The sequence below is a fragment of the Limnomicrobium aquaticum genome (genome assembly GCF_040545545.1).
GTDB classification, from domain to species: domain Bacteria; phylum Pseudomonadota; class Alphaproteobacteria; order Rhizobiales; family Rhizobiaceae; genus Ensifer_A; species Ensifer_A aquaticum.
Genome location: NZ_JBEPMB010000011.1, coordinates 54,721 through 80,099, shown reverse-complemented (window position 1 = coordinate 80,099; position 25,379 = coordinate 54,721). Strand labels below are relative to the sequence as shown.

Below are 25,379 nucleotides of genomic sequence, written 5' to 3'. Positions count from 1 at the left end.
GTGCTCATTTCCTCCATGACGTCCATCGGCAAGGAGAGGAAGACGGGTCCTGCGGGCGCCGCACCCGCGTCGTTGAACGCGCGACGCACGAGGATCGGCAACTGATCTGCGGTCGTCACCTCCTTGGCCCATTTCACAGCAGGTTCGGCGATGCGCACGAGATCGCCGAACAGCAGCGGATCCGTGACGGTATGTCGCGAATCCTGTTGTCCCGCCGTCACGACCATAGGCGTTTGAGATACGGCGGCGTTCAGCAGATTGCCCATGCCGTGTCCCAGTCCACCGGCCGTGTGAAGGTTAAGGAATGCGGGCCGCCGGGCCGCCTGGGCATACCCATCCGCCATCGCAACTGCGGAGGCTTCCCGCAACGCCAGAATATACTTGATGGCAGGCGTATCCAGCAGTGCATCCATCAGAGGCAGCTCTGTGGTACCAGCAAACGTCACGATTGCGAGGGTGTGAACCGGGCGACAAGGATGTGGGCGTTGCCGGGGTAGGTCAGGCGGACATGGGTGATGTGGGCGGCGTTGCTGGAGGTTCGTCGTTCAATGACGAGGCAGGCGGTGCCTTCGGCGATGGCGAGGCGTTTGGCAGTTTCGCTGTCGGCGTTGATCGCCTGAATGGTATGTTCGGCGGTGCTCCAGGGCACCTGCTGCAAGAGCCAGCCGCCGGGTGCTGTCGTTGCAAAGCTTTCCTCCAGAGATTGGGGGACTTCGGCCACATTGATGATGCGTTCTTCCAGGCAGAAAGGCCGGTCGCCGGCCTGGTGGAGACTGCGTAGATGCAGAACCTTGCCGTCTTTCATGTCGAGATGGGCGCGATCATTGGCATTGGCGCGCCGCAGGCTGCGCTCCAGCAGGTCGTAATGATAGATCTTGCCCAGGCTTTCGATTTCCGAGCGGATCTCGTTAATTTTGAGAACGGCTGATTGCACTTGGGGCAAGGAGACGAAGGAGCCGGATTTCTTGCGCCGGATGATCAGCCCCGCCCTGGCAAGCTGCGACATCGCCTTGTTCACGGTCATCCGCGAACATTTATACTGCTCGGCCAGCTCCATTTCGAAGGGCACGCGATGGCCCGGCGGCCAGTCGCCCGCAAGGATCTTCGCCTCGACATCATTGACGATCTGCTGATGCAGCGAAAGATCGCCCGTGGCCGCCAGGGCAGTTTCTGCGCTGTCCATCATCGTGCAAATCCCTTCTTGATCGCGAAATCGGGCATCAGGCCGTAAAACCTGCTGCCAATTGCTGCATGCAGGACGAGAAGCGTTTGCCGATTGCCGCGCGCGCCACATGCCGCCCACCCTCGACCCGCTTTTCACCCGCGACCCATACGCAGTCCACCGCGGCACCACCGGCAAAGATCCAGCGATCAAGCAACTGATCCACCGGCGCATCGTAATGGCGCTGTTTCAGGCTGACGAAATCGGCTGGATGGCCAACCGCAAGACCTGCCTCAACGCCGAGGGCGACTGCCGCGCCCTTCGTTGCCATGTCATGCAGCTTCAACCCCGTTGAATGCATCGGTTCGGCAATCACATTGCGGGCGCGGTGCTGGAGGCGCTGCGAATATTCGAGCATTTGCAGCTCTTCAGGCAAACCGATCAGGACATTGGAATCAGACCCGACGCCGAAACGTCCGCCTGCCTCCATGAAGGTTGTCATGTTGAAAATGCCATCACCGAGATTGGCCTCGGTGATCGGGCAGAGGCCGGCAATGGCACCCGATTGCGCCATGCGCCGCGTTTCATCCTCTGTCATATGTGTTGCATGGATCAGGCACCAGCGATCATTCAAGTTGGCATTATCCAGTAACCATTCCACGGGCCGGGCCTTGGACCAGGTGATGCAGTCCTCGACTTCCTTGACCTGCTCGGCAACATGAATATGCACGGGGCCGCCTTCAGCCAGCGCCACGACCAGCGGCAATTCTTCTGGCGTCACCGCGCGCAAACTGTGGGGCGCAACGCCGATGCGGGCATTGCTGAGTGGCGCAATGGCGCGGCGTGCGCTGTCCATCAGGGACGCAAAACCATCGACTGAATTGATGAACCGGCGCTGGCCATCGACAGGCGCGCCGCCACCAAAGCCCGAATGGGCATAGAAGACTGGCAACAGGGTCAATCCAATGCCGGTCTGGCTGGAAGCGGCGGCAATCCGCCCCGCCATTTCGCCGATATCGGCATATGCATTTCCAGAGGGATCATGGTGCAGATAGTGAAACTCGCCAACCCGCGTGAAGCCCGCCTCCAGCATCTCGACATATAGCTGAGCGGCAACCGCCTCGACATCATCCGGGCTCATCGAGAGTGCAAAGCGATACATGACATTGCGCCAGCTCCAGAAGCTGTCAGCCCCAGGCCCGCGCATTTCGGCCAGACCCGCCATGGCGCGCTGGAAGGCGTGGCTGTGGAGATTGCCCATGCCGGGGACCAGATAATCGTGGTGCTCGTCATTCGGGCCGGGCGTTGTGCCAGTCTCGGTTGCAGCGATCTTTCCGCCGTTGATCGTGATGCGCACATTCTCTTGCCAGCCACCGCCTGAGCCATCGCCGACAAGTGCTTTTTTCGCGAAAACTACTCTCATGTCACCTCTCCAAGCCGCAGCAAAATTGTGCAAGACCACTTGCATGGTCTGATATTATGTATATACATATACCGACACGACGAGAGTTGCAACAAACGAACCGGAAATTTCGAGCTCATGCCGCAGCCGTTTCAAATTCTCCAGAATGCCATAGTGGCCACCCTGTCTGAGGGGGCTTCGGGCCTTGGCATCATCGCCGATGGTGCCGTTGTCATGCGCGACGGGGTGATCCTCTATGCGGGGCCTCGCGCCGACATGCCGAGCGAATTCACATCGGGCGCGGAGGTCATCGATCTTGGCGGACGACTGGTCACGCCCGCGCTGATTGACTGCCACACCCACATCGTCTTTGGCGGCAATCGTGCCAAGGAATTCGAGATGCGTCTTGAAGGCGCGACATACGAAGACATAGCCCGCGCGGGCGGCGGCATTGTGTCTTCGGTGACGGCGACACGGGCGCTCAGCGTCGATCAACTCGCCGAGGCTGCACTTCCAAGGCTTGATCATCTTCTGGCGGAAGGTGTTTCAACGGTCGAGGTCAAGTCCGGCTACGGTCTGTCTATCGAGGCCGAACTCAACATGCTGCGCGCTGCGCGCAAGCTCGCAACACTCCGCCCGGTCCGCATCATCACCTCTTATCTTGCTGCCCATGCAACGCCTGCCGACTATAAGGGCCGCAATGGCGATTATATCACCGAGGTCGTTCTGCCGGGGCTGGAAATGGCCCATGCGGAAGGTCTGGTCGATGCGGTTGATGGTTTTTGCGAGGGCATAGCCTTTTCGACCGCCGAAATTGCCCGCGTCTTCGACAAGGCAAAAGCGCTCGATCTGCCGGTCAAGCTCCACGCCGAACAGCTTTCCAATCTCGGTGGTGCCAAGCTTGCCGCTTCCTATGGCGCGCTCTCTGCCGATCATCTCGAATATCTCGATGACGATGGCGCGAAGGCAATGGCTGCGGCGGGCACTGTTGCTGTGCTTCTGCCCGGTGCCTTTTATGCGCTGAATGAAAAGCAGAAGCCGCCGGTCACGGCGCTGCGGGAGGCTGGTGTTCCCATCGCGATTGCCACCGACTGCAATCCCGGCACCTCGCCGCTGACCTCGCTTTTGTTGACCATGAACATGTCGGCGACGCTTTTCGGGCTGACTGTCGAGGAATGCCTGGTTGGCGCTACGCGGCAAGCTGCCCGCGCGCTCGGCCTTCTCGGATCAACCGGAACGCTGGAGGTCGGCAAGTCAGCCGATCTCGCGATCTGGGATGCCCAGACCCCGGCGGAGCTTGTCTACCGCATCGGATTCAACCCGCTTCATGCGCGGTATTTTACAGGAAAGAGGATCGATCGATGACCATCACGCTAAAGCCCGGTCAAGTCTCCATTGCCGAACTCGAAATACTCTACTGGACCGGAGAGCCGGTGCGGATCGATCCGTCCTATTATCCCGGCATCGAAAAGGCCGCCGCACGGATTGCCGAAATTGCCGCTGGCAATGCGCCGGTCTATGGCATCAATACCGGCTTTGGCAAACTGGCCTCGATCAAGATCGATGCTGCCGATGTGGCAACGCTTCAGCATAATCTGATCCTCTCCCATTGCTGCGGCGTCGGCCAGCCTTTGAACGAAAATATCGTGCGCCTCATCATGGCGCTGAAGCTGATTTCGCTCGGACGCGGTGCGTCGGGCATCCGGCTGTCGATCATCACGCTGATTGAAGATATGCTGGAACGCGGCGTTGTGCCCGTCATTCCCGAAAAGGGTTCGGTCGGCGCATCGGGCGATCTCGCCCCGCTTGCCCATATGGCCGCCGTCATCATGGGCCATGGCGAGGCGACGTTTGAGGGCGTGCGGATGAGCGGCGCGGAGGCGCTTTCAAAAGCTGGCCTCACCCCGATCATTCTTGCCGCCAAGGAAGGTCTGGCGCTGATCAATGGCACGCAGACCTCGACAGCGCTTGCGCTGGCCGGTCTCTTCCGGGCGCATCGTGCAGCCCAGAGCGCTTTGATCACCGGCGCATTGTCAACCGATGCCGCCATGGGCTCGTCTGCGCCCTTCCACCCCGATATCCATACGCTTCGCGGCCATAAGGGCCAGATCGATGCGGGTGCAGCCCTCAGAACGCTGCTTGAAGGCTCTGTCATCCGCAACAGCCATGTCGAAGGTGATGAGCGCGTGCAGGATCCCTATTGCATCCGCTGCCAGCCGCAGGTCGATGGCGCGTGCCTTGATGTTTTGCGCATGGCGGCAAAGACGCTCGAAATCGAAGCCAATGCCGTCACCGATAATCCTTTGGTGCTCTCTGATAATTCCGTCGTTTCCGGTGGCAATTTCCATGCGGAACCAGTGGCCTTTGCAGCCGACCAGATTGCCATTGCCGTTTGCGAAATCGGCGCGATTGCGCAGCGCCGCATTGCGCTTCTGGTCGACCCGACGCTGTCTTTCGGCCTGCCTGCGTTTCTTGCCAAAAAGCCGGGTCTCAATTCCGGTCTGATGATTGCGGAAGTTACCTCTGCCGCTCTGATGAGCGAAAACAAGCAGATGTCGCATCCAGCTTCGGTGGATTCCACCCCGACATCGGCCAATCAGGAGGACCATGTCTCCATGGCCTGCCACGGTGCGCGCCGCCTTCTGCAGATGACCGATAATCTGTTTTCCATCATCGGCATTGAAGCGCTGACGGCTGCCCAAGGCATCGACTTCCGCGCACCGTTGGCAACGAGCCCGGAACTGTTGAAGGTCATGGCCGTCATCCGCTCGCTCATTCCGACGCTGGAGACGGACCGCTATATGGCAACCGACCTTGCAACCGCGGCCGAACTGATCGCCAGCGGCGCGCTGAATTCCGCCATTGTCCCCGGCATTTTGCCGGTTCTGGAGAGCTGAGATGAGCGTCTTTGAAACAAAGCAAGGCTCATCGCCAATCATTCTTGGCTTTCCGCACACCGGAACCGACGTGCCGCCCGCCATCTGGGACCGGCTGAATGACAATGGCCGACTGCTCGCCGATACCGACTGGCACATTCATGACCTTTATGATGGCCTGTTGCCGGAGGTTACAGCGGTGCGGGCGACCTTCCACCGTTACGTGATCGACGCGAACCGCGATCCGTCGGGTGCAAGCCTTTATCCGGGCCAGAACACCACCGGCCTTGTGCCGCAGACGGATTTTGACGATCTTCCCATCTGGAAAGAGGGGGCGGAGCCAACGGAGGCAGATACCGCCGAACGTCTGGCAGGTTTTCATGCGCCTTATCATGCAGCCCTTGCCGCCGAGATTGAACGCGTGAAATCGATCCATGGCGTGGCCATTCTCTATGATTGCCACTCGATCCGCTCGCATATCCCTTTCCTGTTTGAGGGCAATTTGCCGGATTTCAATATCGGCACCGATATGGGCAAGACCTGCGATGCGGCCATCGAAAAGGCTGTTGTGGACGTTACCGGTGCTGCCACCGGCTACACATCGATCCTCAACGGTCGGTTCAAGGGCGGCTGGACGACGCGGCATTATGGCAAGCCTGAAACAGGTGTGCACGCGATCCAGATGGAGCTTGCCCAGTCGACCCATCTCACCACCGAAACACCGCCCTTTGCCTATGATCTGAAAAAAGCCGACGCATTGAGACTGCACCTGAAAACAATCCTTGAACGGCTGGCAACAATCGCCGCTGACCTTGCGAAATAAACGGGAACCGATATGACCAATCCGCGCCATAATATCCGTGACGTCCGCGCCCCGCGCGGCACTGAACTCAATGCCAAAAGCTGGATGACAGAAGCGCCGCTGCGCATGCTGATGAACAATCTTGACCCGGAAGTTGCCGAAAACCCGCATGAGCTGGTGGTCTATGGCGGCATTGGTCGCGCTGCCCGCACCTGGGCCGATTTCGACAAGATCGTTGCCAGCCTGAAAGATCTCGAAGAAAACGAAACGCTGGTAGTCCAGTCTGGCAAGCCGGTCGGCATCTTCCGCACCCATAAGGATGCGCCGCGCGTTCTGATTGCCAATTCAAACCTCGTGCCGCATTGGGCCACCTGGGACCATTTCAACGAATTGGATAAGAAGGGCCTGATGATGTATGGCCAGATGACCGCAGGGTCCTGGATCTATATCGGCTCACAGGGCATCGTGCAGGGCACCTATGAAACCTTCGTCGAAGCTGGCCGCCAGCATTATAATGGTGATCTCACCGGCAAATGGGTTCTGACCGGTGGTCTTGGTGGCATGGGTGGCGCGCAGCCGCTGGCAGCCGTGATGGCTGGCGCTTGCTGCCTTGCCGTTGAATGCAATCCTGACTCAATCGATTTCCGCATCCGCACCCGCTATGTCGACGCCAAGGCCGAGACGCTGGATGAAGCGATGGAAATGATCAATCGCTGGACGGCGGCAGGCGAAGCCAAATCGGTTGGCCTGCTTGGCAATTGCGCCGATATCCTGCCCGAAATGGTCCGTCGCGGCATCCGCCCCGATATGGTCACCGACCAGACCTCAGCCCATGACCCGATCAACGGCTATCTGCCCAAGGGCTGGACGATGGGCGAATGGAAAGCCAAGCGCGAGAGCGATCCGAAGGCTGTCGAAAAGGCCGCCCGCGCCTCGATGCGCGAACATGTCGAAGCCATGATTGCCTTTCAGGATATGGGCATCCCGACCTTCGATTATGGCAACAACATTCGTCAGGTCGCCTTTGATGAAGGACTTGAAAATGCCTTCGCCTTCCCCGGTTTTGTGCCTGCCTATATCCGCCCGCTCTTTTGCCGTGGCATTGGCCCGTTCCGTTGGGCGGCCTTGTCTGGCGATCCGGAAGATATCCGCAAGACGGATGCCAAGGTCAAGGAACTGCTGCCCGACAACAAGCATCTGCACAAATGGCTCGATATGGCAGCCGAACGCATCGCGTTTCAGGGCCTGCCTGCCCGCATTTGCTGGGTTGGTTTGGGTGATCGCCATCGCCTCGGCCTCGCCTTCAATGAAATGGTCAAGACTGGCGAATTGAGTGCGCCCATCGTTATTGGCCGCGACCATCTGGATTCGGGTTCCGTTGCCTCGCCAAACCGCGAAACGGAAGCCATGAAGGATGGTTCGGATGCCGTCTCCGACTGGCCGCTCCTGAACGCGCTTTTGAACACCGCATCGGGTGCTACCTGGGTGTCGCTCCATCATGGCGGCGGCGTTGGCATGGGCTTCTCGCAGCATTCGGGCGTTGTCATCTGCTGCGATGGTTCGGATGAAGCCGCAGAACGCGTTGGCCGCGTTCTCTGGAATGACCCGGCAACCGGCGTCATGCGCCATGCCGATGCCGGCTATGACATTGCGCTTGATTGTGCCCGCGAAAAGGGGCTACGTCTGCCGGGAATTCTCGGCAACTGAGATCAATCTCCAGCACCCCGGTTTTTCAAAGCGCCGGGGTGCTGAAATATCAAGGACCCGCAATGGCCAAGCCGAACATCAAAATCCTGCGCCCCGACGATTATCGGGAGATGACATGGAAAAACGGCAAAGGCGTTACGGTCGAAATCGCCATTTCTCCCGATGCTGCAACGGTTGAGGACTTCGACTGGCGCATCAGCATGGCAACCGTCAGCGAAGACGGCCCCTTTTCATCCTTCCCCGGCATAGATCGCACGCTATCTGTTCTTGATGGCAAGGGGCTTGAGCTGTTTGTTGAAGGCCAAGCCGCAGCGCTTTTGACCAGAGACACCCCACCACACGGCTTTGCCGCTGACAAGCCGACCCATGCGCGGCTGATTGATGGCAAGCTCACCGATTTCAACGTCATGACCCGGCGCGGCACATGTAGCCACAGCATTGAAATGATGACGGCAAGCGCGCGCGTTATCAACCGGCATGCCTGGACCATTCTGGTTGCCTATTGCCATACAGGCACTGCCAATATCGATGCGAACGGCAATTCGGCCCTTCTGGAAAAGGGCCAGACGATGATTGTCGATAGTGCACAGTCGGCCTCGCTCGCCTTTGCCCTGACCAGAGGCGCGCGCATTTATCTCGCCCGATTTTCACTGTCTTGAGCCTATATAGGCCCGCCAGCGGCGCTATTGCGTGGATCGCAGCTGATCTGATATTGGGCGGCGGTTTCTGACCGCAGGATATTTTGGATGCCGCATAAGCACAATGAAGACCGTCGGCACAAGATACCCAAGCAGAAATTCAAGGTCACGAATTGGCCGACGTATAATGAGAGCCTTCGCCGACGTGGTGATTTGACGGTCAGGATCAGTGATGAAGCGCTTTCTCAATGGTCAGCACCGCGCCGGATATCGCGTGGTGGACAGCCGAGATATTCGGACCTGGCCATTATGATGTGTCTGGCCCTGCGGATTGTTTACGATCAGCCGTTACGTCAAACCCAAGGCCTGATGCGCAGTATCGCGACACTGATGGGGGGTTGAAATTGCCGTGCCGGATTTCTCCGCATTGTCGCGCCGGGGCAAAGGGCTGGTATTGCCGCCAGTGCGGTGCCGGACGGCTTGCCGGGAGCCGGCCCATTTGTGGTCGACAGCACAGGCCTGAAGGTCTTCGGTGAGGGTGAGTGGCTGGAAACCAAGCACAAGATCAACGTGAAACGCAAGAGATGGCGTAAGCTTCACCTTGGGCTTGATCTTGTCAGCGGCGAGATCATCTGCTCCGAATTGACCACGGATGATGTTGGCGATCCGACTGCCGTACCTGATCTTCTCGATCAGATCGATTGTCCTGTTGCCAAGTTTGTCGCCGATGGTGCCTATGATGGAGCGCCAACCCGTGACCTGCTGGCGACGCGCTTTGGTGAGATCATCAAGGTCATCATTCCGCCTCCCAAGACCGCAGTTCAAAGCCCGCAATCGGCAGAGGACCCAACGGTACGTGACCGCCACATCGCCGAAATTGAAGCCAAAGGCCGCATCGCATGGCAGAAATCCGCCGGCTACAACAAGCGCAGCCGGATCGAGACCCAGATGGGCCGGTGGAAGACTGTGATCGGGTCGAAACTCAAGTCGAGGAACTTCGACAATCAGACGACAGAAGCAAAGACCGGCGTCCGCGCCCTCAACCAGATGACCGACCTTGGCCGCCCCGAGTTCAAGCGCGTGGCATGATAAATCCCAAGGGTAGGGTTATCTCGTCCGGAATCTGAGTGCTGCAACACTGTCCTTTAAAATGCCCTGCTGGCCGGGTTCACCAAACCCAGGAGCGGCATCATCAGGGCGAACAATTCCGCCTGGGAGCATATTCCGCAGCGATGATAGAGCTGCTTGCGAAATACCTTTACCGTTTGCGGGCTGACACCCAGCTGCAATCCTATCGACGGGGTCGAATGTCCCTGGAGAATGAGGAAGGCGACTTCCGCCTGGCGGGCACTGAGGACCACTTTATAGTGGTTCTCCATTTCCGCTCGCAGGTTCTGGGTTACCGATGTCGCGCGCGCAATCTGCGCGGCCGGTTCTCCCAATGCCGCCCAATGCGCCTTCAGAAGCGAGAATATGACGGGTTCGTGCTTTCTGAAGTTCTCTTCAGCTTTTGCCGAAAAGATCGTTCCCGACGAGCTGTCCTTTCCCATGGAAATGGTGATCGTGAGGCCCTGCGTCAAAGGCAGGAAAACCGAAATCTCGTCGGAAATGCCGATCCGACCATAATACCATTTATAGTACCGGCTACTTCGGAACTGGTCAGGCGCAACGTCCAGAAGGCGGAACAATCCCGGCTGTCCGCGCCGCAGATGATGGTCATATATGGGATCCAGCAAATAGGCGCCCGACAGATATTGGTCATCGACATAACGGAACACGTCTGGACCATAGACTCTGGAATAGGCCACTTGAGGCGTATTAGTGCCGACAAAAATGATGACAATCACATTGTCGAATTCCAGCCCCTGCCGGAGATATTCGATCATGGCAGGATAGAAGCGATCTGTGCCGATCGCGTCAAGAGCTTCCGACAGATAGCGAAACAAATGTTTTGTAATGGCGATACCCCCGTAGGGGTATATGCCCCTCTTGCGGATGATTTATGGTCCAAATTATAGATGGAAGGGTTATCGACTGAAAGCAAAATCTAATCGTCGAAGAATTGCGGCGCTCAATATTTGCCAAGCATTCCGACGCTGATCCGGATCCGCCTTTCAAGGCGAGCGCGCGCATTGAAGCTTGTATAGACAAGCCTATTCATCTGAAGAGCGTATATAAGCGCTCAACTATAAAAGGAGTTATTCCGTGAGACGAGCGCTGAATCATTCAGCCATGCCTGCCATAGGCTTTATCGAACCTTGGTCCGTGAAAGCCGGGGCCGGCACAAACGTACACGTGTCCTGCGTCGAACCGGGTGCATCCGTCCGGATCGTCTCCATAGACCGGGACGTGACGGAGGTTTTCGACTGGCACGTCAACCGTATGCGGCCTGCTTTCTCTATTCGCGACTACGATCTCGGTTCATGGATCGAGTTGCCGGTTGCGGATATCCAGTCATCCGGCGATTGGAGCTGTTCGTTCGAGTTTCTCTGCTCAGAAAACAAGATCGACAAGCCGCTCCTAAGCGCCGGATCGATCGGAGTCTGGGTGGACCCAGCGGGTTGTTTGACTGTCCGTGGTGTCGACACCAGCTACAAGCTCGCCCTTGTCGCCAACGAACGCTGGTACCAGCTCCTAATCTTGCGCTCGGCTGGCACGACCGAATTTGTCGTAGTCTCTGACAGAGGGGTGGCAATCGGAACCGCCGTCGTCGGCAATACTGAAACCGGCATGCCGACAACAGTTCTCATCGGCTCCGACGCCGCCGCTTCCACCGCAACATTCAATGGGCGAATCGGAAGGATTTCGACCCAGTCCGCCGGGCACGTTCATTCGTGGCGTTTTCCGACCAAAGGCCTGATCGGTCGCTTGGCATCGGCCGAAGATAGCAACGCCGTCCTGACGATCCATAATCTCCCGACGTTTTCGGTCGCATCTGCGCGCTTCACTGGCGAGATCCACGACCCGCGCCTGGATCCCTCGCATTTCGATGCGGTTCATCTGCACGACGACGATTTTGGAGGTTTTGAATGGTCGGCCGACCTAGTGGTCGATGTGCCGCCGGACGCGCGCTCCGGGGCATTCGCGGTCGAGATCTCGACGTCCGAGGGCGTGGAACGGCTCCCTTTTTTCGTTCGCTCTGCAAAGCCTCGCTCGTCGCTGGCTTTTCTCGTTCCCACATCGACCTACCTGTCCTATGCCGACGAGCGACTGCCGCCTTTGCGATATCCCTGGCACGGCACGGATAGGGGACATCGTTTCGCGATCGATAATGACTTCCTGTGCCTCTACGACGTCCACAGCGATTTGAGCGGCGTTAGCCTAACATCCGCGCGGCGCCCGAAGGCAACCCTTCGCGACGATTACCATTATCCATTGTCGAATTGTCCGCATCTCTTGCCGGTCGACCTGCAATTGCTGAAATTCTATGCACGAAACGGTATCGAGATCGACGTGCTGACGGATCGCGATCTTCACGATGACGGTGTGGTCAGTATCGCACCCTATCGCGGGCTAATGACTGGCAGCCATCCAGAATACTGGTCGACGCCGATGATGAAGGCCCTCGACCACTATTTGGATGGCGGCGGAAATCTCGCCTATCTCGGCGGAAACGGTTTCTACTGGGTCGTAGCCTACGAAGGCCAGACGATGGAACTGCGGCGGGTCAAAAGCGATATCTGGACCGGCCGCCCCGGTGAGGCTCATATGTCGATCACCGGCGAGCCCGGGGGCAATTGGGAAGATCGCGGGCTGCGGCATCCGCAAACCTACCTCGGTGTCACATATCTGATCATGAGCTTCGGCCCGTCCCGGCCCTATGGCCGGCTTGAGGGAAGTCGCGACCCAGCCTTTGCTTGGCTTTTCGCCGGTGTCGGCGACGCGCCGATCGGCACGAAGGGGACGGTTTTGGGTGGTGCAGCCGGCTACGAGATCGACGCTGTGATCCGATGCCAGGGAACGCCCGCAAGCCTGGTCCGGCTGGCGAGCGCGGACGGTTTCGACGACAGTTTCCAGGTTCGTCCGGACATCTGGCTGGCCGATGGTGATATCGAGCGCGAAACCCTGCGCCGGGCCGATATGACGATCTACCGTCATTCCGGAGGCGGACAGGTTTTCTGTACCGGCTCGGTGGCCTGGATCGGTGCATTGCCGGAGCCCGATAGCGAAAACGCAGTCGGTCGGATCATGCTCAACCTCGCTCAAGGATTTAGCGCCTGATCAAAATCGTGGCTGGCGACCTGGCAACGTCGGCCGACGTCCTTCCAATGCCAATCATAAAAAGGGAACAAGATGAACATTTCCAGACGCAACATGATGACCCTGATGGGAGGAGCGCTCGCTGCGCCATATATCCTCACTTCAAAGGCCTATGCCGCCGGCGCGGTCGAACCGGGCATCTTCAAGATGTCGATCCAGCCTTGGATCGGATACGGCATGTGGTATGTCGCTGAAGCCAAAGGTATCTTCAAAGCCAATGGTCTAGAAGGCGTCGAATTCGTCAACTACACCGAGGATGCCGCGAATCTCGCGATCTTGGCCAGCGGCGAAATTCAGGCGACCAATTCGGCTACCCACAACGTTCTGCAGCATCTGCAGCAGGCTACCGACTACAAGATCGTTCTGATCGAAGACTACAGCTCCACGGCCGACGCGGTTGTCAGCCCGAAGGGCGTGACATCCATCGCGGACCTGAAAGGCAAGTCCGTGGCCTATGAAGAAGGGTCCACCAGCCATCTTCTTATCGCCGACGCTCTCAAGAAAGCCGGCATGTCCCTCAAGGACATCAAATCGGTCAACACGCCTGCCTCGCAGGCCGCAGCGGCGCTTCTTTCCGGCTCCGTGGATGCCATGGTGAGCTATGAACCCTATGTCTCGGTGGCCCTCAAGGCCAGCGCCGACCTGAAACTGCTTTACACGGCCTCCGAGAATCCCGGACTGATCAGCGATTGCTTTGTTGTCACGGACCGGGCGTTGAAAGAGCGTCCGGGTCAGGTGAAGGCCATGGTCAAAAGCTGGGGTGACGCGGTAGAGGCGTATAACAGGAGCCCGACGGAATGCCAGGCGATTATCGCCAAGGGCGTGGGTTCCGAGTCTGGCGACCTGACGACCACATTTGCCGGGGTCCACTTTTACACGCTTGCGGAAAACAAGGCGCTTCTGACCGGTGAATTCGCGACGAAGACTTTCCCCGCCGTCAATACGGCAAGCGTGGAGCTCGGCTTGATCAAAAAGCCGTTCGACGCGAAGGACGCCATCGACACCGCCCCGCTTTCTTCGCTCTAAGTGATATCGCGGGCCCCGTGCGAACCGCGGGGCCTGCGAGGATTGATGCCGCTATGCCACTTCCTCTGGACCAAGACATGACCGTTCCGCTTTACCAGAAGGTGAAGGATCACATCCTGGAACGCGTTCGCCGCGGAGAACTGACCGATGGGGTCAAAGTGCCTTCGGAGGCTGAACTCGTGGAGGAGCTGGGCGTGTCGCGGATGACCGTCCACCGGGCGCTACGTGAACTATCGGCAGCAGGTGTGGTGGATCGCGTTCAGGGCCTTGGCACATTCGTATCGGCACCGCCGATCCGCTCCGAACTGATGGAGTTGAAAGACGTCGCCGACGATATCGCCATGCGCGGAAACAAGCATAGCCAGATCATCAAAGTGCTCGAGGCAGTGCATCCCGGTGCGGAAGATTGTGCCTATTTCGATATCCAGCGCGGTTCCCGGCTTTTTCACTCCGTGATCGCGAACCTCGAAGACGGGATGCCGATCCAGATCGAAAATCGGTTGATATTGCCGAGTTTTGCTCCCGGTTACCTCGATCATGATTTCCATGCGGTTCCCTCGACCCGATATCTGCGATCGATCGCCGACGCGACCAAGGTGGAGCACACCGTATACGCGACGATGGCCGACGAACCGACCTCCGCATTGCTTGGTTTCGATACCCCAAATTGTGTCATGGTTCTCACACGCCGCACATGGTTGGGCAGCCGGGCCGTAACGCTGAGCAATTTCACCTATCCCGGCGAGACATACAGTCTCGTCAGCCGCAGAACCAAAACCTAGCCCCCATCCGGGCGGAAGAGCATACCCGGGCGAGGCTAGTCAGATCTAGAATGAAAGCAGCGCCCGAAGCCCGGGATTGGCAAATAAAAACAGGTAAGCGTCTCTGCTTATCGATGAGGGAAGCGACATTATGACAAAAGCACGAAAGAAATCCATCTTCAGTATGCAGGCGGATATTTCGCCTTCGACATACGCTATCATCTCCCTTTGCTCCTTCATCGTTTTTTTCGCCGTCTGGGCGGGCGCGGTTCAGTTCGGGCTGGTCAAGCAGATCTTCCTGCCGGCACCGATGTCGATCCTGTCGAAGCTATGGACCCTGGCGCATGACGGGACGCTGGGTTCAGACGTCCTCAGCAGCGTCTACCGCATCGGTGTCGGGTTCACACTAGCATCGGTCACGGCGCTGGCGATCGGCGTGCTGATCGGGAACTACAAGTTCTGGGATGCGGCGATCGAGCCGTTTCTTGACTTCATTCGCTACATGCCGGTCGTCGCCTTCGTGCCGCTGACCATTCTTTGGACGGGCACCTCCGACAGCCAGAAGTTCCTGGTCATCTGGATCGGAACCTTCTTCCAGCAGGCGCTGATGTTCATGGACAATATCAAGCGGGTTCCGCCGGATTTTATCGGGTTCGGGCGCACTGTGGGCCTGAGCGACTTCAAGATCGTCACGAAGATCATCCTGCCATCGGCCGCGCCGCAGATCTGGGATACGTTGCGGATCTCGCTCGGCTGGGCCTGGACCTGGGTGGTGCTGGCCGAACTCGTCGCCGCCAACAGCGGCCTCGGCTACAGGATCACGGTTGCCCAGCGGTATTTCCAGACGGACACCGCGATCGGTTACATCGTAGTGCTTGGGGTCCTCGGTCTTCTCACCGACCAGATCATGAAATTTCTCGGAAAGCGCATGTTTCGCTACGAGGGGAAACACTAATGGACAAGCTCCTCATAAACAATCTGACCAAGACCTTCCCGGTCGGCCGCTCGAAGCGGGATCACCTCACGGTTCTCGACAAGGTGTCGCTTTCGATCAAGGAGAACGAATTCGTGTCTCTGGTGGGCGCCTCCGGCTGCGGCAAGAGCACCCTGCTGTCCATCATCTCTGGACTGCAGACCCATGACGATGGCGATTTGAAGGTGGACGGCAACGACATCACCGGCCCTGGCGCGGACCGTGGTGTGGTGTTTCAGAGCTATACGCTGCTGCCGTGGCTGACTGCCAAGGAAAATGTCGAATTCGCGCTGCGGGCCACGGGACGCGACAAGACTGAGTCGGCGGAGCTTGCCATGACGCAGTTGAAACTCGTGGGCCTCGAGAAATTCGCCGATCGCCACCCCGGCCAATTGTCGGGCGGGATGAAGCAACGCGTCGCGATCGCGCGTGCCTTGTCCTACAAGCCGAAGCTTCTTCTTATGGACGAGCCGTTCGGCGCGCTGGATGCGCTGACGCGCGTCCAGATGCAGGAATTGCTGACGAGTGTTTGGGAACGCGAGAAACTGACGGTCATCTTCGTCACGCATGACGTCGAAGAGGCGGTATTCCTGTCGGACCGGATATTTGTGATGGCGTCCAATCCGGGTCGCATCAAGACGATCTACGATGTTCCGCTTCCGCGCCCACGCACGGCGGAAACCCACAGGATGCCGGAATTCGCCAATCTCCAGGCCGACGTGCTTGGAAGCATTCGCAGCGAAATGAGAGACCAATGAGGGATTTCCATTTTCCTGGGCGGTCTCCAGTTCGCGGTCGCGATCATATGGTGGCAACCGCCCACCCGGCGGCTTCGGCCGCGGCGCTCACCGTGCTGCAGTCGGGTGGCAATGCCTTCGATGCAGCCATTTGTGCGGCGCTGGTGCTTAGCGTGGTCGAGCCGCAATCGAGCGGCCTGGGCGGCGACAGTTTCGTGCTCGGCTATTCATCAGGCGTCGCGAAGCCTTTTGCCATCAACGGATCCGGCAAAAGCGGGAAGGGTGGTAGCGCCGACGAATTGCGCCGTCGCGGCTTCAACCAGATGCCGATGCGGGGAGCCATGTCGGTGACATGCCCGGGTGCGGTGGATACATGGGCGATGCTCCATCGTGACCATGGTCAGCTGGACTGGGGCCGGCTTTTCGAGCCTGCCATCAGGTTTGCCCGCGAGGGTTACATCGTTGCGGACCGGGTTGCTCTCGATTGGTGGAGCTTCGAGGATGCCCTTTCGGCGGGCTCGGGCGCGGGCGATGTTTTCCTCAAGGGCGGACGGGCATTCAGGGCAGGCCAGGTCCATCGACAGCCATGCCTTGCATCGACGCTGGAGAGGATTGCAAGCGGCGGACGAGACGCTTTTTACGAAGGTCCCGTCGCCCAGGATATCATCGAGACGCTGGGCCGCCTCGGATCCTTCATCGAAGCTGCAGACCTCGCCGAAACGAGAGCGTTTCATGTCACTCCGGTGAGCCTCGACTACAAGGGTTATGATGTTCTTCAGCTGCCTTCGAACAATCAAGGTTCGACGGCGCTGCTGCTTCTCAATATCCTGAAACATCTGCCTCAGACCGAGCATTCCAACCCCCAGCGGTTTCATTTTCTTCTGGAAGCCGCCCGCCTTGCCTATCGCGAGCGCGACCGTGCGCTGGGTGACCCGGAATTTTCAGCTATCGATCAGGCCAAGTTTACCGACGATGCCTTCGCGGCCGAGCTGGCGGCAATGATCGATCCGGACCGGACGACGAAAGTTTTCGGCGAGCCGCAGACGCGCAAATCGGATACCACGACCATTTCGGTGGTCGACCGGGTTGGCAATGCCGTCACGCTGATCAACTCGCTCTACTACCATTTCGGAAGCTGTGTCGTTGCGCCCCTGACCGGCATTCTTCTGCAAAACAGGGGAAGCGGCTTTAACCTGCTTGAAGGGCATCCGAACGAGTTCGCGCCGGCCAAACGCCCGCTCCATACGATCATGCCTGGTCTCGTGCTGAAGAACGGCAAGCCGGCACTGATCTATGGCGTTATGGGGGGCGATTACCAGGCGATCGGACATGCGCAGCTGATAGCCGATGTCGTTGATTTCGGCTTGGACATTCAGCAGGCCATCGACCGACCGCGCGCCTTCTACTTCAAGGGCTTTGCCGAGGTCGAGCGTTCCATGCCGGCGCATATCGTCGAAGGACTGACCAGACGCGGCCACAGCGTTCAGGTGGCGCATCTGCCGATCGGCGGCGCGCAGGCGATCTGGATCGATCCGGCTTCAGGCACTCTTTCCGGCGGTTCCGACCCCCGCAAAGACGGCCTGGCGATAGGGAACTAACCCGTGGTCTCTCTGATAACCGTAGTTGGAAACGGGATCGTCGGTATTGCGACGGCCATCGAACTCAATCGAATGGGGCACAAGGTCGTGGTCATCGACCGGGATCCTCCGGGGTCGCCGGGCGCTGCCAGCTTCGGCAATGGCGGTTGGCTTTGCCCGGCCTCGATCATACCGGTCTCGACGCAAGGACTGATGCGCAACCTGCCATCGCTGGTCTTCGGTCGCAACGCGCCCTTGAGCGGGCAGGTGCTCTATGGATTGCGCAATGCCGGCCATTTTGTCCGGTTCGTGATGTCGGGTAGGACGAACACGCAGGTTCAGTACAAGGCGCTTTCGCTTTCCACCCTACTGTCGCGGTCGGCCGACGACCATCTAGACCTTGCTCGGCAGGCGGGACTGGACAGCCTGATCCGCAAGGATGGTCTTCTCTACACCTACGATACCGGGTCCGCCTATTCCAAGGACCTGACCTGGTGGACGCTTCGGACCGAATTGGGGGTCAAGTCAACCTTCATCGATAGCACGGCCCTGCGTTCCGAAGAACCCTTGATCGATCGGGAGTGCCATGGCGCATTGCTGGTCGAGGACGGCGGTCACTGCATTGATCCGGGAGCTTATCTGCAAGGCCTTGCCGCTTTCGCCTCTTCCAAGGGCGTCGAGTTTGTCACCGCGGAGGTCCTGGGGCTTCGTTTCGACGAGGATCGTCTCGACGGTCTCGATACTTCGAGCGGCTTTCACCCCTCCGGCGCCGCAGTGATCTGTTGCGGTGCCCACTCCAGGATCTTTGCCTGGCAGGCCGGCGACAACGTGCCGTTGCTGAGCGAGCGCGGTTATCATGTGACCATCGCGGACGGGCTTCGCCTGAGCCGCCCGGTCATGTTCAACGACGCCCTGGTGGTCGCCACGCCCATGGCCGCCGGCCTTCGCCTGGCCGGGCAGGTCGAGATCGCCGCTCCCGGCACGCCGCCGGACTGGCGTCGGGCGCAGCGTCTGCTGGATCTGGCATCCGGTTATATCCGCGGGCTGCCATCGAAAACAGACGCACCGCAGGTTTCGCGCTGGATGGGACAACGTCCCGCCATCGCCGACGAACTTCCGGTGATCGGAACCTCGTCGCGTTCGGCGGATGTGCATTACGCGTTCGGGCACGGATATACGGGCCTGGGAGCAGCACCCGTGACTGCGCGAATGGTCGGGCAGTCGGTGGCGGGCATGGCGCCTCGATCGCCCGAACCCTTTCCCTTCCTCGCCCAGAGATTTAGACAAAGCCCGCGATGACCAGTCGATCCATAGGAGACATCATGTCCGACAAGACCGTATCGATCTACAACCTGTCCGATTTGGACGAAGGCCAGCGTGCGGCCCTGCTTCGCCGTACCGAAAACGAGCTTTCGCAATTTTCCGAACTCGTCGTGCCGATCATCGAGGATGTGCGGGTGAGGGGCGATGCAGCCCTTGTGGAATTCGCCCGCAAATTCGACAGGGCCGCTATCTCCCTATCGCAGATCGCCGTTAAGCGCGAAGAGTTCGATGCAGCGAAACGTCTCGTCGATCCGGCGCTGATCGAAACCCTGCAATTTGCCGCCCACAACATCCGTCACTTCCACGAGCGTCAATTGCCGGAAGGTCTGGCGCTTCACGAGACGCATCCTGGCGTTCTCGTCGGTGACCGCTGGACGTCGATCGATTCGGTTGCCTGCTATGTGCCGCGCGGGAAGGGATCCTTTCCAAGCTCCGTCCTGATGACCGCGCTGCCGGCAAAGGTCGCGGGCGTCTCCGAGGTCATCGTCATTACGCCACCGGGACCGGACGGCACGGTCGATCCCGCAACACTGGTCGCCGCGGAAATCGCCGGCGTGTCGAAGGTCTTCAAATGCGGCGGCGCACAGGGCATTGCGGCCGTTGCCTATGGCACGGAAACCGTGCCGCATTGTGAAAAGGTCGTCGGGCCCGGCAGCCCCTGGGTGGTTGCGGCCAAGAAACAGCTTTCCTCAATCATCGATCCCGGCAGCCCCGCAGGCCCCAGCGAATTGATCATCTTCTCGGATGGCTCCGTATCTGCCGATCTGGTGGCGCTGGATCTCTGCGTCGAATCCGAGCACGGACCCGATTCTTCGGTGTTTTTCGTCACGACCAGCCGCAGCTTTGCCGAAGAGGTTGCGGCCCTGCTACCGAAATATTGGCAGAAAATGCCGGAAGGCCGTGCCGATTTTTCCCGCACCGTCCTTTCCGGCACCAAGGGCGGGATCGTCGTCGCCGACGATCTCTCGTCGGCCTTCGCATTCATCAACGACTATGCCGCCGAGCATCTGGCGCTTCTGGTTGAAAACGCCTGGCAATATCTGCCCCAGATCCGCAATGCCGGCGAAATCCTGCTCGGCCCCTATTCGGCGATCGCCGTGGCGAATTTCGTGCTTGGGCCAAGCCACGTCTTACCGACGGGCGGAGCGGCAAAAACGACCTCGCCTCTGTCAGTGTTCGATTTCATGAAACGAACCTCGATCGCCTCCGTCTCCAAAAATGCCTATGTGCTATTTGCTCATCATGCGGAGAGCCTGGCTCGATACGAAGGCTTCGCGGGTCATGCGAACTCCGTTTCGGCCATGCGCGACGAGGCCTATGGTGCTCGGGAGTAATTCACCAACGGACGTCGGCTCGTGGAGCCGGCCACGTTCTGACGTCCGGCTTGCTAATCAGTTCCATAAAAAGGATTATGCGATATGTTATACCATAACATTGCTCTCGCCGCGAGCGCTGATGATTGGCCACACTGTCGATTTTGTCAAAGAGAATATTGCGCTGGAGTTCTGAATGGAGAAATTGCGGATACGAGATGAATTTCAAGACCTCATCCTTGAAATACAGAATGCCCCTAGCGTCGATGATGCCTTACGTATTCTCGAAGAGGCTTACGGGATGGATTTTGCCACTTACCATCTGGCTTTGAGCGTAGCAGACGTGGTCGATACTCCGTATGTTCGCACGACCTACCGTGATGCCTGGGTTGCCCGCTATCTCCTGCGCGGATATGTGAAAGTCGATCCGATCGTCCGAGAGGGCCTTATGCGGCAAATGCCGTTCGATTGGTGCGAAGTCGAGGTTCCAGAGGCCGCCCGTGAATTTCTGATCGACGCCCAGGAACACGGTGTTGGGGCAAATGGATATTCCATCCCCATTGTCGATAAGAAGCGCCGTGCTCTCTTGTCCCTGAACTCCAGCAAGCCCGCCAGCGAGTGGAGCAAGTTGGTCCAGACGTGTGGCCACGAGTGGCTCGATCTTGCGTTCCTGATCCACCGAAAAGCAGTGTACGAACTTCACGGCGAGCACGACCCAATTCCTCAGCTCGGCCCACGCGAGAAGGAATGCCTTTACTGGTCAGCGCTGGGGAAAACAAACGATGAAGTCGCCGAAATCCTCGGTCTTTCGATGCATACGACGCAACGATATCTGATGTCGGCTCGCCACAAGCTCGGGGCCGCGACGACCACTTCGGCAACCGCCCTTGCGATTCATCTGCGCCTAATAAACCCATATGGCAATACCCAGGATTCGGGGAGCTAATCTCCGAATATTTATCACACGCCTAACGTGTTGCACGCTGCCGTCATCAATATGGAGGCAAGCATGTATCTTCTTGTTCAGGCACACGAATATCACAAATATACCGGGCTGCTCGATCAATCGTTCCGGCTGAGGAAAAGAGTTTTTGCAGACCGACTCGGCTGGGACGTGCCGGTGTCCGGGCATCGGGAGCGGGATCGCTATGACGAACTCCAACCTGCTTATCTGCTGTGGTGCGATGACGATCGAAGGCAGCTTTATGGCTCTGTGCGTCTGATGCCGACGACTGGTCCGACCCTCCTCTATGACGTCTTTCGCGAAACATTCCCCGATGTTTGCGACCTGATCGCGCCCGGCATCTGGGAGGGCACGCGAATGTGCATCGATGAGGATGCCATCGAACGTGATTTCCATGACATGCGTCCGGACAGGGCCTTTTGCTTGCTGCTTCTCGCGTTGTGCGAGGCGGCGCTTGCCAATGGCATCCACACCATGATCTCGAACTACGAGCCGCGCATGCGGCGTGTGTATCAAAAAGCCGGCACTGAGCTCGATGAACTCGGCCGTTCCGATGGATATGGCCGTTTCCCGGTCTGCTGCGCTGCGTTCGAGGTTTCGTACCGCGTCCTCACTGCCATGCGCGCCAAACTCCGGGTGGACGAGCCGCTTTATCGCCGACCAGCGTTCCCATCGCGCGCCACCTCTGCGCCGGCGCTGCAATTCGCCTGACCAGGAAACCCAAGAAGTTCTCATGGCAAAACACATCTCCGAAACGGTTGTTGATGTCCCAGATGCGGGCCGGATCGTTGAGACGCTATGCGGATCGCTCCGCGAGTGCGCCATTTCGATCGAGACCAATCGTGCCGACCAGGTCCTGAACTTTGGCGACGGCATGGCGATCATCAAGGCGAACGTTTGCGGCCTCCACCTTCGCGTGGAGGCTGAAGATCTCGCTACATTCTTCGGAATCCGGTCCCTACTACAAGTGACCCTGTCCCGGGCCTCGAATGATCAATACGGTCATCTCGAGTGGCATCCGGCTGGCGACGAGCTGTCCGACATGATTGGTCGGCAGGCGGGCCGCACCGGCCGATGCTGACAGTGGCGTGCTCGGTCAATGGCGTCGATGGGTGGGGTCAACGCCGTATCCCGAGCTGGGGCGTACTCGCAATGTGGCGCGTCTGCCGAAGTGATCTTTCCTGCAACGCACCGGCACGATCCTGGACGAGCTTGAGTGAAGCAGCCTGCTCCGGGGTTATCCCAAGGGAAGACCCTAGCCTCGTGACGTTTCCGCCTTTCAGGTCAGCGCGATCCGCCGAGGAAAGACGTTTGGTCATCGCCAGCGTGATCTTCTCAAGCTCACGACGGAGGGACGGATCGGCATTCAAGCGACGGACCTGGTCCTGGTTAGTGCCGGACATCAAGGCGGAAAGTTCCTTCGACGGTCTGGGAACCTCGATCCTGTGTCGCGCCTGCTCCTCGCGGTGGTGAAGGTTGATTTGATGCCGCTCGAAATCGACCGCTATCCCATAATCCGCCAGGGCCGCCGCGAGTTGCGGTGCGTGAGCCTCGGCAGATTGGCGAGCCGCGCTCGGTCGCTTTAGCCATGTCCGCCCCTCCCCAGCCATCTCTCCCAAACGGCCCTCACAGACATCATCGCCGGCTGCAGCACCACTGCGGGCATCACGAATGTTCCGCACCGAAGACGACACTGCCTGGCTGTTGCCGAACACCAGCCGCGAGAGATTGTCGATCTCGGCACGCTTGTCGGCCAGGCGAGTCGAATTCTGCAGGCGCGCATCAATCTCGCCCACGCTAAGATCCGGCAGGTGCCGAGCAGGAACGAGCGGTGTGTTGCGGACCGGCGCGCCGTCGCGACCCAAACCCAGCACCCGCTCGTTTGCGGCAATGCCCTCCACGAAAGCATCCGCAGCGCGACGCTGCTGCTGACCGAGGCGATCGTGCCGCGCCGTCTCCGTAAAGACCACCTCCATCATCGCCTGCGCCCGAGCGCGATTGGTGATGTCCTTCGTCCTGAGTCTGAGATCATCCCGCATCGCCCGCAGGGGCGTTCCTGTGTCATCGACCACCGCGGATGCGATTACCTTCCGCTCGGCAAGTGTCATGTTGCGTCCAACCTTCCGCCGCGCTTCACCGATCGTAGCCGCGTATTCTGGCTCAATGATTTGAGTCATCGCCGCGTTGGCCGACATCGTGCCGGCGGCAACGCTATTTGCGGCTCGCGAAAGAGCCCTACGCATACCAGCGGTTTCCATCCAGGAATCCGCGACATTGGCGAGACGCGATATGCGATCCGTCGGACTGAATACGTCCCGGTCGATCGCCACGCGATCAAGCGCGACGCCAAAATAATCCGTCAGACGCCGACGTGTTCCATCGGATGTCTCAACGGCAAGATCGGCCGGCAACCGATGGGCTGCCGGAAACTCGCTCCTTGCCCGCTTGTCCTGGACCATGGCACGCGTCGCAACGATCCTGCCATCCTCCGGCAGAAGACCAAGATCGCGTGCCGCCTCGACAAGTCGCAACGCTATGTAGCTCTCGGAGAGACGCCCGATGGCATGGGCCTCGATATTGCCGATCGGCCGGCGCTCGTGATCACGCAGGGCATTGTCGTAAAGCTCGACGAACAGGCCGAGCGCATCAGCCTGGCGCTGGAAGATAGTCCGCGCCCGCCGTGTGTCTTCGCCGTCGACCTCGCGGCGTTGCGTGAGCAGGTAGTTGACATCATCAGCAGCGCGCGTTCTCACCTCAGCAATCCGATCCGCCGGGGCTTTTCGTTCATCCATCCGGTTCAACACATAACTCCAGTCGTCGGCAAATCGCTGGAGTTCCGAACGGCCCATCGCCCGAGACTGCTCCGCTTCCAGTACCTGCCTTGCGCCTGGGCGATGCGACCACTCTCCTTGCCGCATCTCGTTGTCATAGAGGATCCCGCCGCCGCGTGTGCGCAATTGCACCCTGTCGGCCAGGCGCTCGCTTTCGATTTTCTCCAGACTCATGCGAAGCCCGTCGACGGCGGCATCATGAATATGCCGCGGCGGAATACGCGCGGCGTCACCGAGACGCAGCATTTCCTCGAAGCGATAATGATTGCCTTGCCAGCTGAGCCGCGGATTGACGGCAACAGCGCGGGCCTCGACGTCGTAGCCAGCCTCGCGCGCCATTCCGATGACACGAGCGACATTTTCGGGGGTGCGCATCGTTGTCTCGAAGACGATGTTCACCTTGCGATCGGTCGCCGCCGCCAGCAGTTTTTCCGTCCATCGCCCAGCGTCCACTTGCGTGAACTGCGAGGCCGTCTCCGGATCCTGCCGCTGGAAGCTCAGAAACTGCGGATGGTAGGATCTGAGATCGTCGCCAACGATGCGGATCGCCGAGCCAGAGTGTTCAAGCTCCGCGTGGCTGGCGATCAGCACGCCCGTCTTGCCGGCGCCCGGCTGGCCGCCGAGCACGATAAGGCGTGGCCGCTCTGCCGGCGTCATTGTCATCGGCAGATAATCGGGAAGAATGTCATTGCGGAAAATGCTCTCGTTCCTCTCCGGTGAGAGTGGGCCGGATGCCTGATCCTCGGCCATGATCAGAACTCCGCCCAGAAGCGGGTCTCGTCCTGCACGCGCGGTCCCCAGACCGCGATGATGTTCTCGACAACATCACGGTCCACGACGGAAAGGCGCTGTTGGACATCGATAAGATCGCGACGCCGCTGGCGTAGCGCCTCAGCTGCCGCCGGGTCCGTCTCCTCAAGCGCGTAGACGCGGGCAGTGACGATGGCGCGCGCCTGGCTGAGGATTTCGATGGCGATCTCGGCTCGGACGATCGCGTCGTAGGACGTTTCGTGCTCTGTCATGTGCT

Annotated in this window: 22 protein-coding genes and 1 pseudogene; 17 read left to right on the top strand and 6 right to left on the bottom strand. The window is 59.2% G+C overall.

Annotated elements, in window-relative coordinates; genetic code table 11:
- From ABID16_RS21985 to ABID16_RS21975, 3 genes are all read right to left on the bottom strand, one after another.
- On the bottom strand, positions 1–413 hold a 413-nt coding region (locus tag ABID16_RS21985; protein ID WP_354558517.1), incomplete at its 3' end, for a thiamine pyrophosphate-binding protein.
- Positions 414–442: 29 nt separating this feature from the next.
- Positions 443–1,162, bottom strand: coding sequence for a histidine utilization transcriptional repressor HutC (gene hutC, locus ABID16_RS21980; RefSeq protein ID WP_354558522.1), 720 nt, complete (start codon positions 1,160–1,162; stop codon positions 443–445).
- Between the two features lie 58 nt (positions 1,163–1,220).
- Positions 1,221–2,585 carry a formimidoylglutamate deiminase gene (locus ABID16_RS21975; protein ID WP_354558516.1) on the bottom strand — a complete coding sequence of 455 codons (1,365 nt, stop codon included), beginning with the start codon at positions 2,583–2,585 and terminating at the stop codon, positions 1,221–1,223.
- Positions 2,586–2,702: 117 nt separating this feature from the next.
- Here ABID16_RS21975 and hutI point away from each other — a divergent pair, with 117 nt between their 5' ends.
- The 6 genes and pseudogenes from hutI (at position 2,703) to ABID16_RS21945 (ending at position 9,676) form a co-directional block, all read left to right on the top strand.
- A complete protein-coding gene (gene hutI / locus ABID16_RS21970) occupies positions 2,703–3,929 on the top strand; it encodes an imidazolonepropionase (RefSeq protein WP_354558515.1) in 1,227 nt (408 codons plus the stop codon).
- Positions 3,926–5,461 (top strand): histidine ammonia-lyase, encoded by a 1,536-nt coding sequence (gene hutH / locus ABID16_RS21965; protein WP_354558514.1) that lies wholly within the window; start codon positions 3,926–3,928, stop codon positions 5,459–5,461. Before hutI ends, hutH begins: the two co-directional genes overlap by 4 nt.
- Before the next feature lies 1 nt (position 5,462).
- Positions 5,463–6,263 (top strand): N-formylglutamate deformylase, encoded by an 801-nt coding sequence (hutG, locus tag ABID16_RS21960; RefSeq protein WP_354558513.1) that lies wholly within the window; start codon positions 5,463–5,465, stop codon positions 6,261–6,263.
- Between the two features lie 12 nt (positions 6,264–6,275).
- Positions 6,276–7,949, top strand: a complete 1,674-nt coding sequence (gene hutU / locus ABID16_RS21955; RefSeq protein WP_354558512.1) for a urocanate hydratase — start codon at positions 6,276–6,278, stop codon at positions 7,947–7,949.
- Between the two features lie 62 nt (positions 7,950–8,011).
- The gene (locus ABID16_RS21950; protein ID WP_435532462.1) at positions 8,012–8,608 is read left to right on the top strand and encodes a HutD/Ves family protein; all 597 of its coding nucleotides are present in this window, start codon (positions 8,012–8,014) and stop codon (positions 8,606–8,608) included.
- Positions 8,609–8,695: 87 nt separating this feature from the next.
- A pseudogene (locus ABID16_RS21945) lies at positions 8,696–9,676 on the top strand (IS5 family transposase).
- A gap of 56 nt (positions 9,677–9,732) precedes the next feature.
- Here ABID16_RS21945 and ABID16_RS21940 read toward each other — a convergent pair.
- The gene (locus tag ABID16_RS21940; protein ID WP_354558511.1) at positions 9,733–10,473 is read right to left on the bottom strand and encodes a helix-turn-helix transcriptional regulator; all 741 of its coding nucleotides are present in this window, start codon (positions 10,471–10,473) and stop codon (positions 9,733–9,735) included.
- A gap of 319 nt (positions 10,474–10,792) precedes the next feature.
- Here ABID16_RS21940 and ABID16_RS21935 point away from each other — a divergent pair, with 319 nt between their 5' ends.
- The 11 genes from ABID16_RS21935 (at position 10,793) to rctB (ending at position 22,602) form a co-directional block, all read left to right on the top strand.
- The gene (locus tag ABID16_RS21935; protein WP_354558510.1) at positions 10,793–12,808 is read left to right on the top strand and encodes a N,N-dimethylformamidase beta subunit family domain-containing protein; all 2,016 of its coding nucleotides are present in this window, start codon (positions 10,793–10,795) and stop codon (positions 12,806–12,808) included.
- 72 nt (positions 12,809–12,880) lie between these two features.
- Positions 12,881–13,873 carry an ABC transporter substrate-binding protein gene (locus tag ABID16_RS21930; protein ID WP_354558509.1) on the top strand — a complete coding sequence of 331 codons (993 nt, stop codon included), beginning with the start codon at positions 12,881–12,883 and terminating at the stop codon, positions 13,871–13,873.
- Positions 13,874–13,950: 77 nt separating this feature from the next.
- Positions 13,951–14,655, top strand: coding sequence for a histidine utilization transcriptional repressor HutC (hutC, locus tag ABID16_RS21925; RefSeq protein ID WP_354558508.1), 705 nt, complete (start codon positions 13,951–13,953; stop codon positions 14,653–14,655).
- A gap of 130 nt (positions 14,656–14,785) precedes the next feature.
- Positions 14,786–15,589 carry an ABC transporter permease gene (locus ABID16_RS21920; RefSeq protein ID WP_354558507.1) on the top strand — a complete coding sequence of 268 codons (804 nt, stop codon included), beginning with the start codon at positions 14,786–14,788 and terminating at the stop codon, positions 15,587–15,589.
- Positions 15,589–16,365, top strand: a complete 777-nt coding sequence (locus tag ABID16_RS21915) for an ABC transporter ATP-binding protein (protein WP_354558506.1) — start codon at positions 15,589–15,591, stop codon at positions 16,363–16,365. Before ABID16_RS21920 ends, ABID16_RS21915 begins: the two co-directional genes overlap by 1 nt.
- Before the next feature lie 47 nt (positions 16,366–16,412).
- The gene (gene ggt, locus ABID16_RS21910; protein WP_354558505.1) at positions 16,413–17,942 is read left to right on the top strand and encodes a gamma-glutamyltransferase; all 1,530 of its coding nucleotides are present in this window, start codon (positions 16,413–16,415) and stop codon (positions 17,940–17,942) included.
- Positions 17,943–17,945: 3 nt separating this feature from the next.
- On the top strand, positions 17,946–19,220 hold the full coding sequence (locus tag ABID16_RS21905) for an NAD(P)/FAD-dependent oxidoreductase (RefSeq protein ID WP_354558504.1): 1,275 nt from the start codon (positions 17,946–17,948) through the stop codon (positions 19,218–19,220).
- 23 nt (positions 19,221–19,243) lie between these two features.
- The gene (hisD, locus tag ABID16_RS21900) at positions 19,244–20,578 is read left to right on the top strand and encodes a histidinol dehydrogenase (RefSeq protein ID WP_354558503.1); all 1,335 of its coding nucleotides are present in this window, start codon (positions 19,244–19,246) and stop codon (positions 20,576–20,578) included.
- Between the two features lie 175 nt (positions 20,579–20,753).
- Positions 20,754–21,503: a LuxR family transcriptional regulator gene (locus tag ABID16_RS21895; protein WP_354558502.1), complete on the top strand. Its 750-nt coding sequence runs from the start codon at positions 20,754–20,756 to the stop codon at positions 21,501–21,503.
- 63 nt (positions 21,504–21,566) lie between these two features.
- The gene (locus tag ABID16_RS21890; protein WP_354558501.1) at positions 21,567–22,232 is read left to right on the top strand and encodes an acyl-homoserine-lactone synthase; all 666 of its coding nucleotides are present in this window, start codon (positions 21,567–21,569) and stop codon (positions 22,230–22,232) included.
- A gap of 22 nt (positions 22,233–22,254) precedes the next feature.
- The gene (gene rctB, locus ABID16_RS21885) at positions 22,255–22,602 is read left to right on the top strand and encodes an SMa0974 family conjugal transfer regulator (protein ID WP_354558500.1); all 348 of its coding nucleotides are present in this window, start codon (positions 22,255–22,257) and stop codon (positions 22,600–22,602) included.
- Between the two features lie 37 nt (positions 22,603–22,639).
- Here rctB and ABID16_RS21880 read toward each other — a convergent pair whose 3' ends face one another.
- Complete coding sequence (locus ABID16_RS21880; protein ID WP_354558499.1) at positions 22,640–25,102, bottom strand: zeta toxin family protein; 2,463 nt, start codon at positions 25,100–25,102, stop codon at positions 22,640–22,642.
- 2 nt (positions 25,103–25,104) lie between these two features.
- A complete protein-coding gene (locus tag ABID16_RS21875) occupies positions 25,105–25,374 on the bottom strand; it encodes a hypothetical protein (protein WP_354558498.1) in 270 nt (89 codons plus the stop codon).
- Between the last annotated feature and the right edge of the window lie 5 nt (positions 25,375–25,379).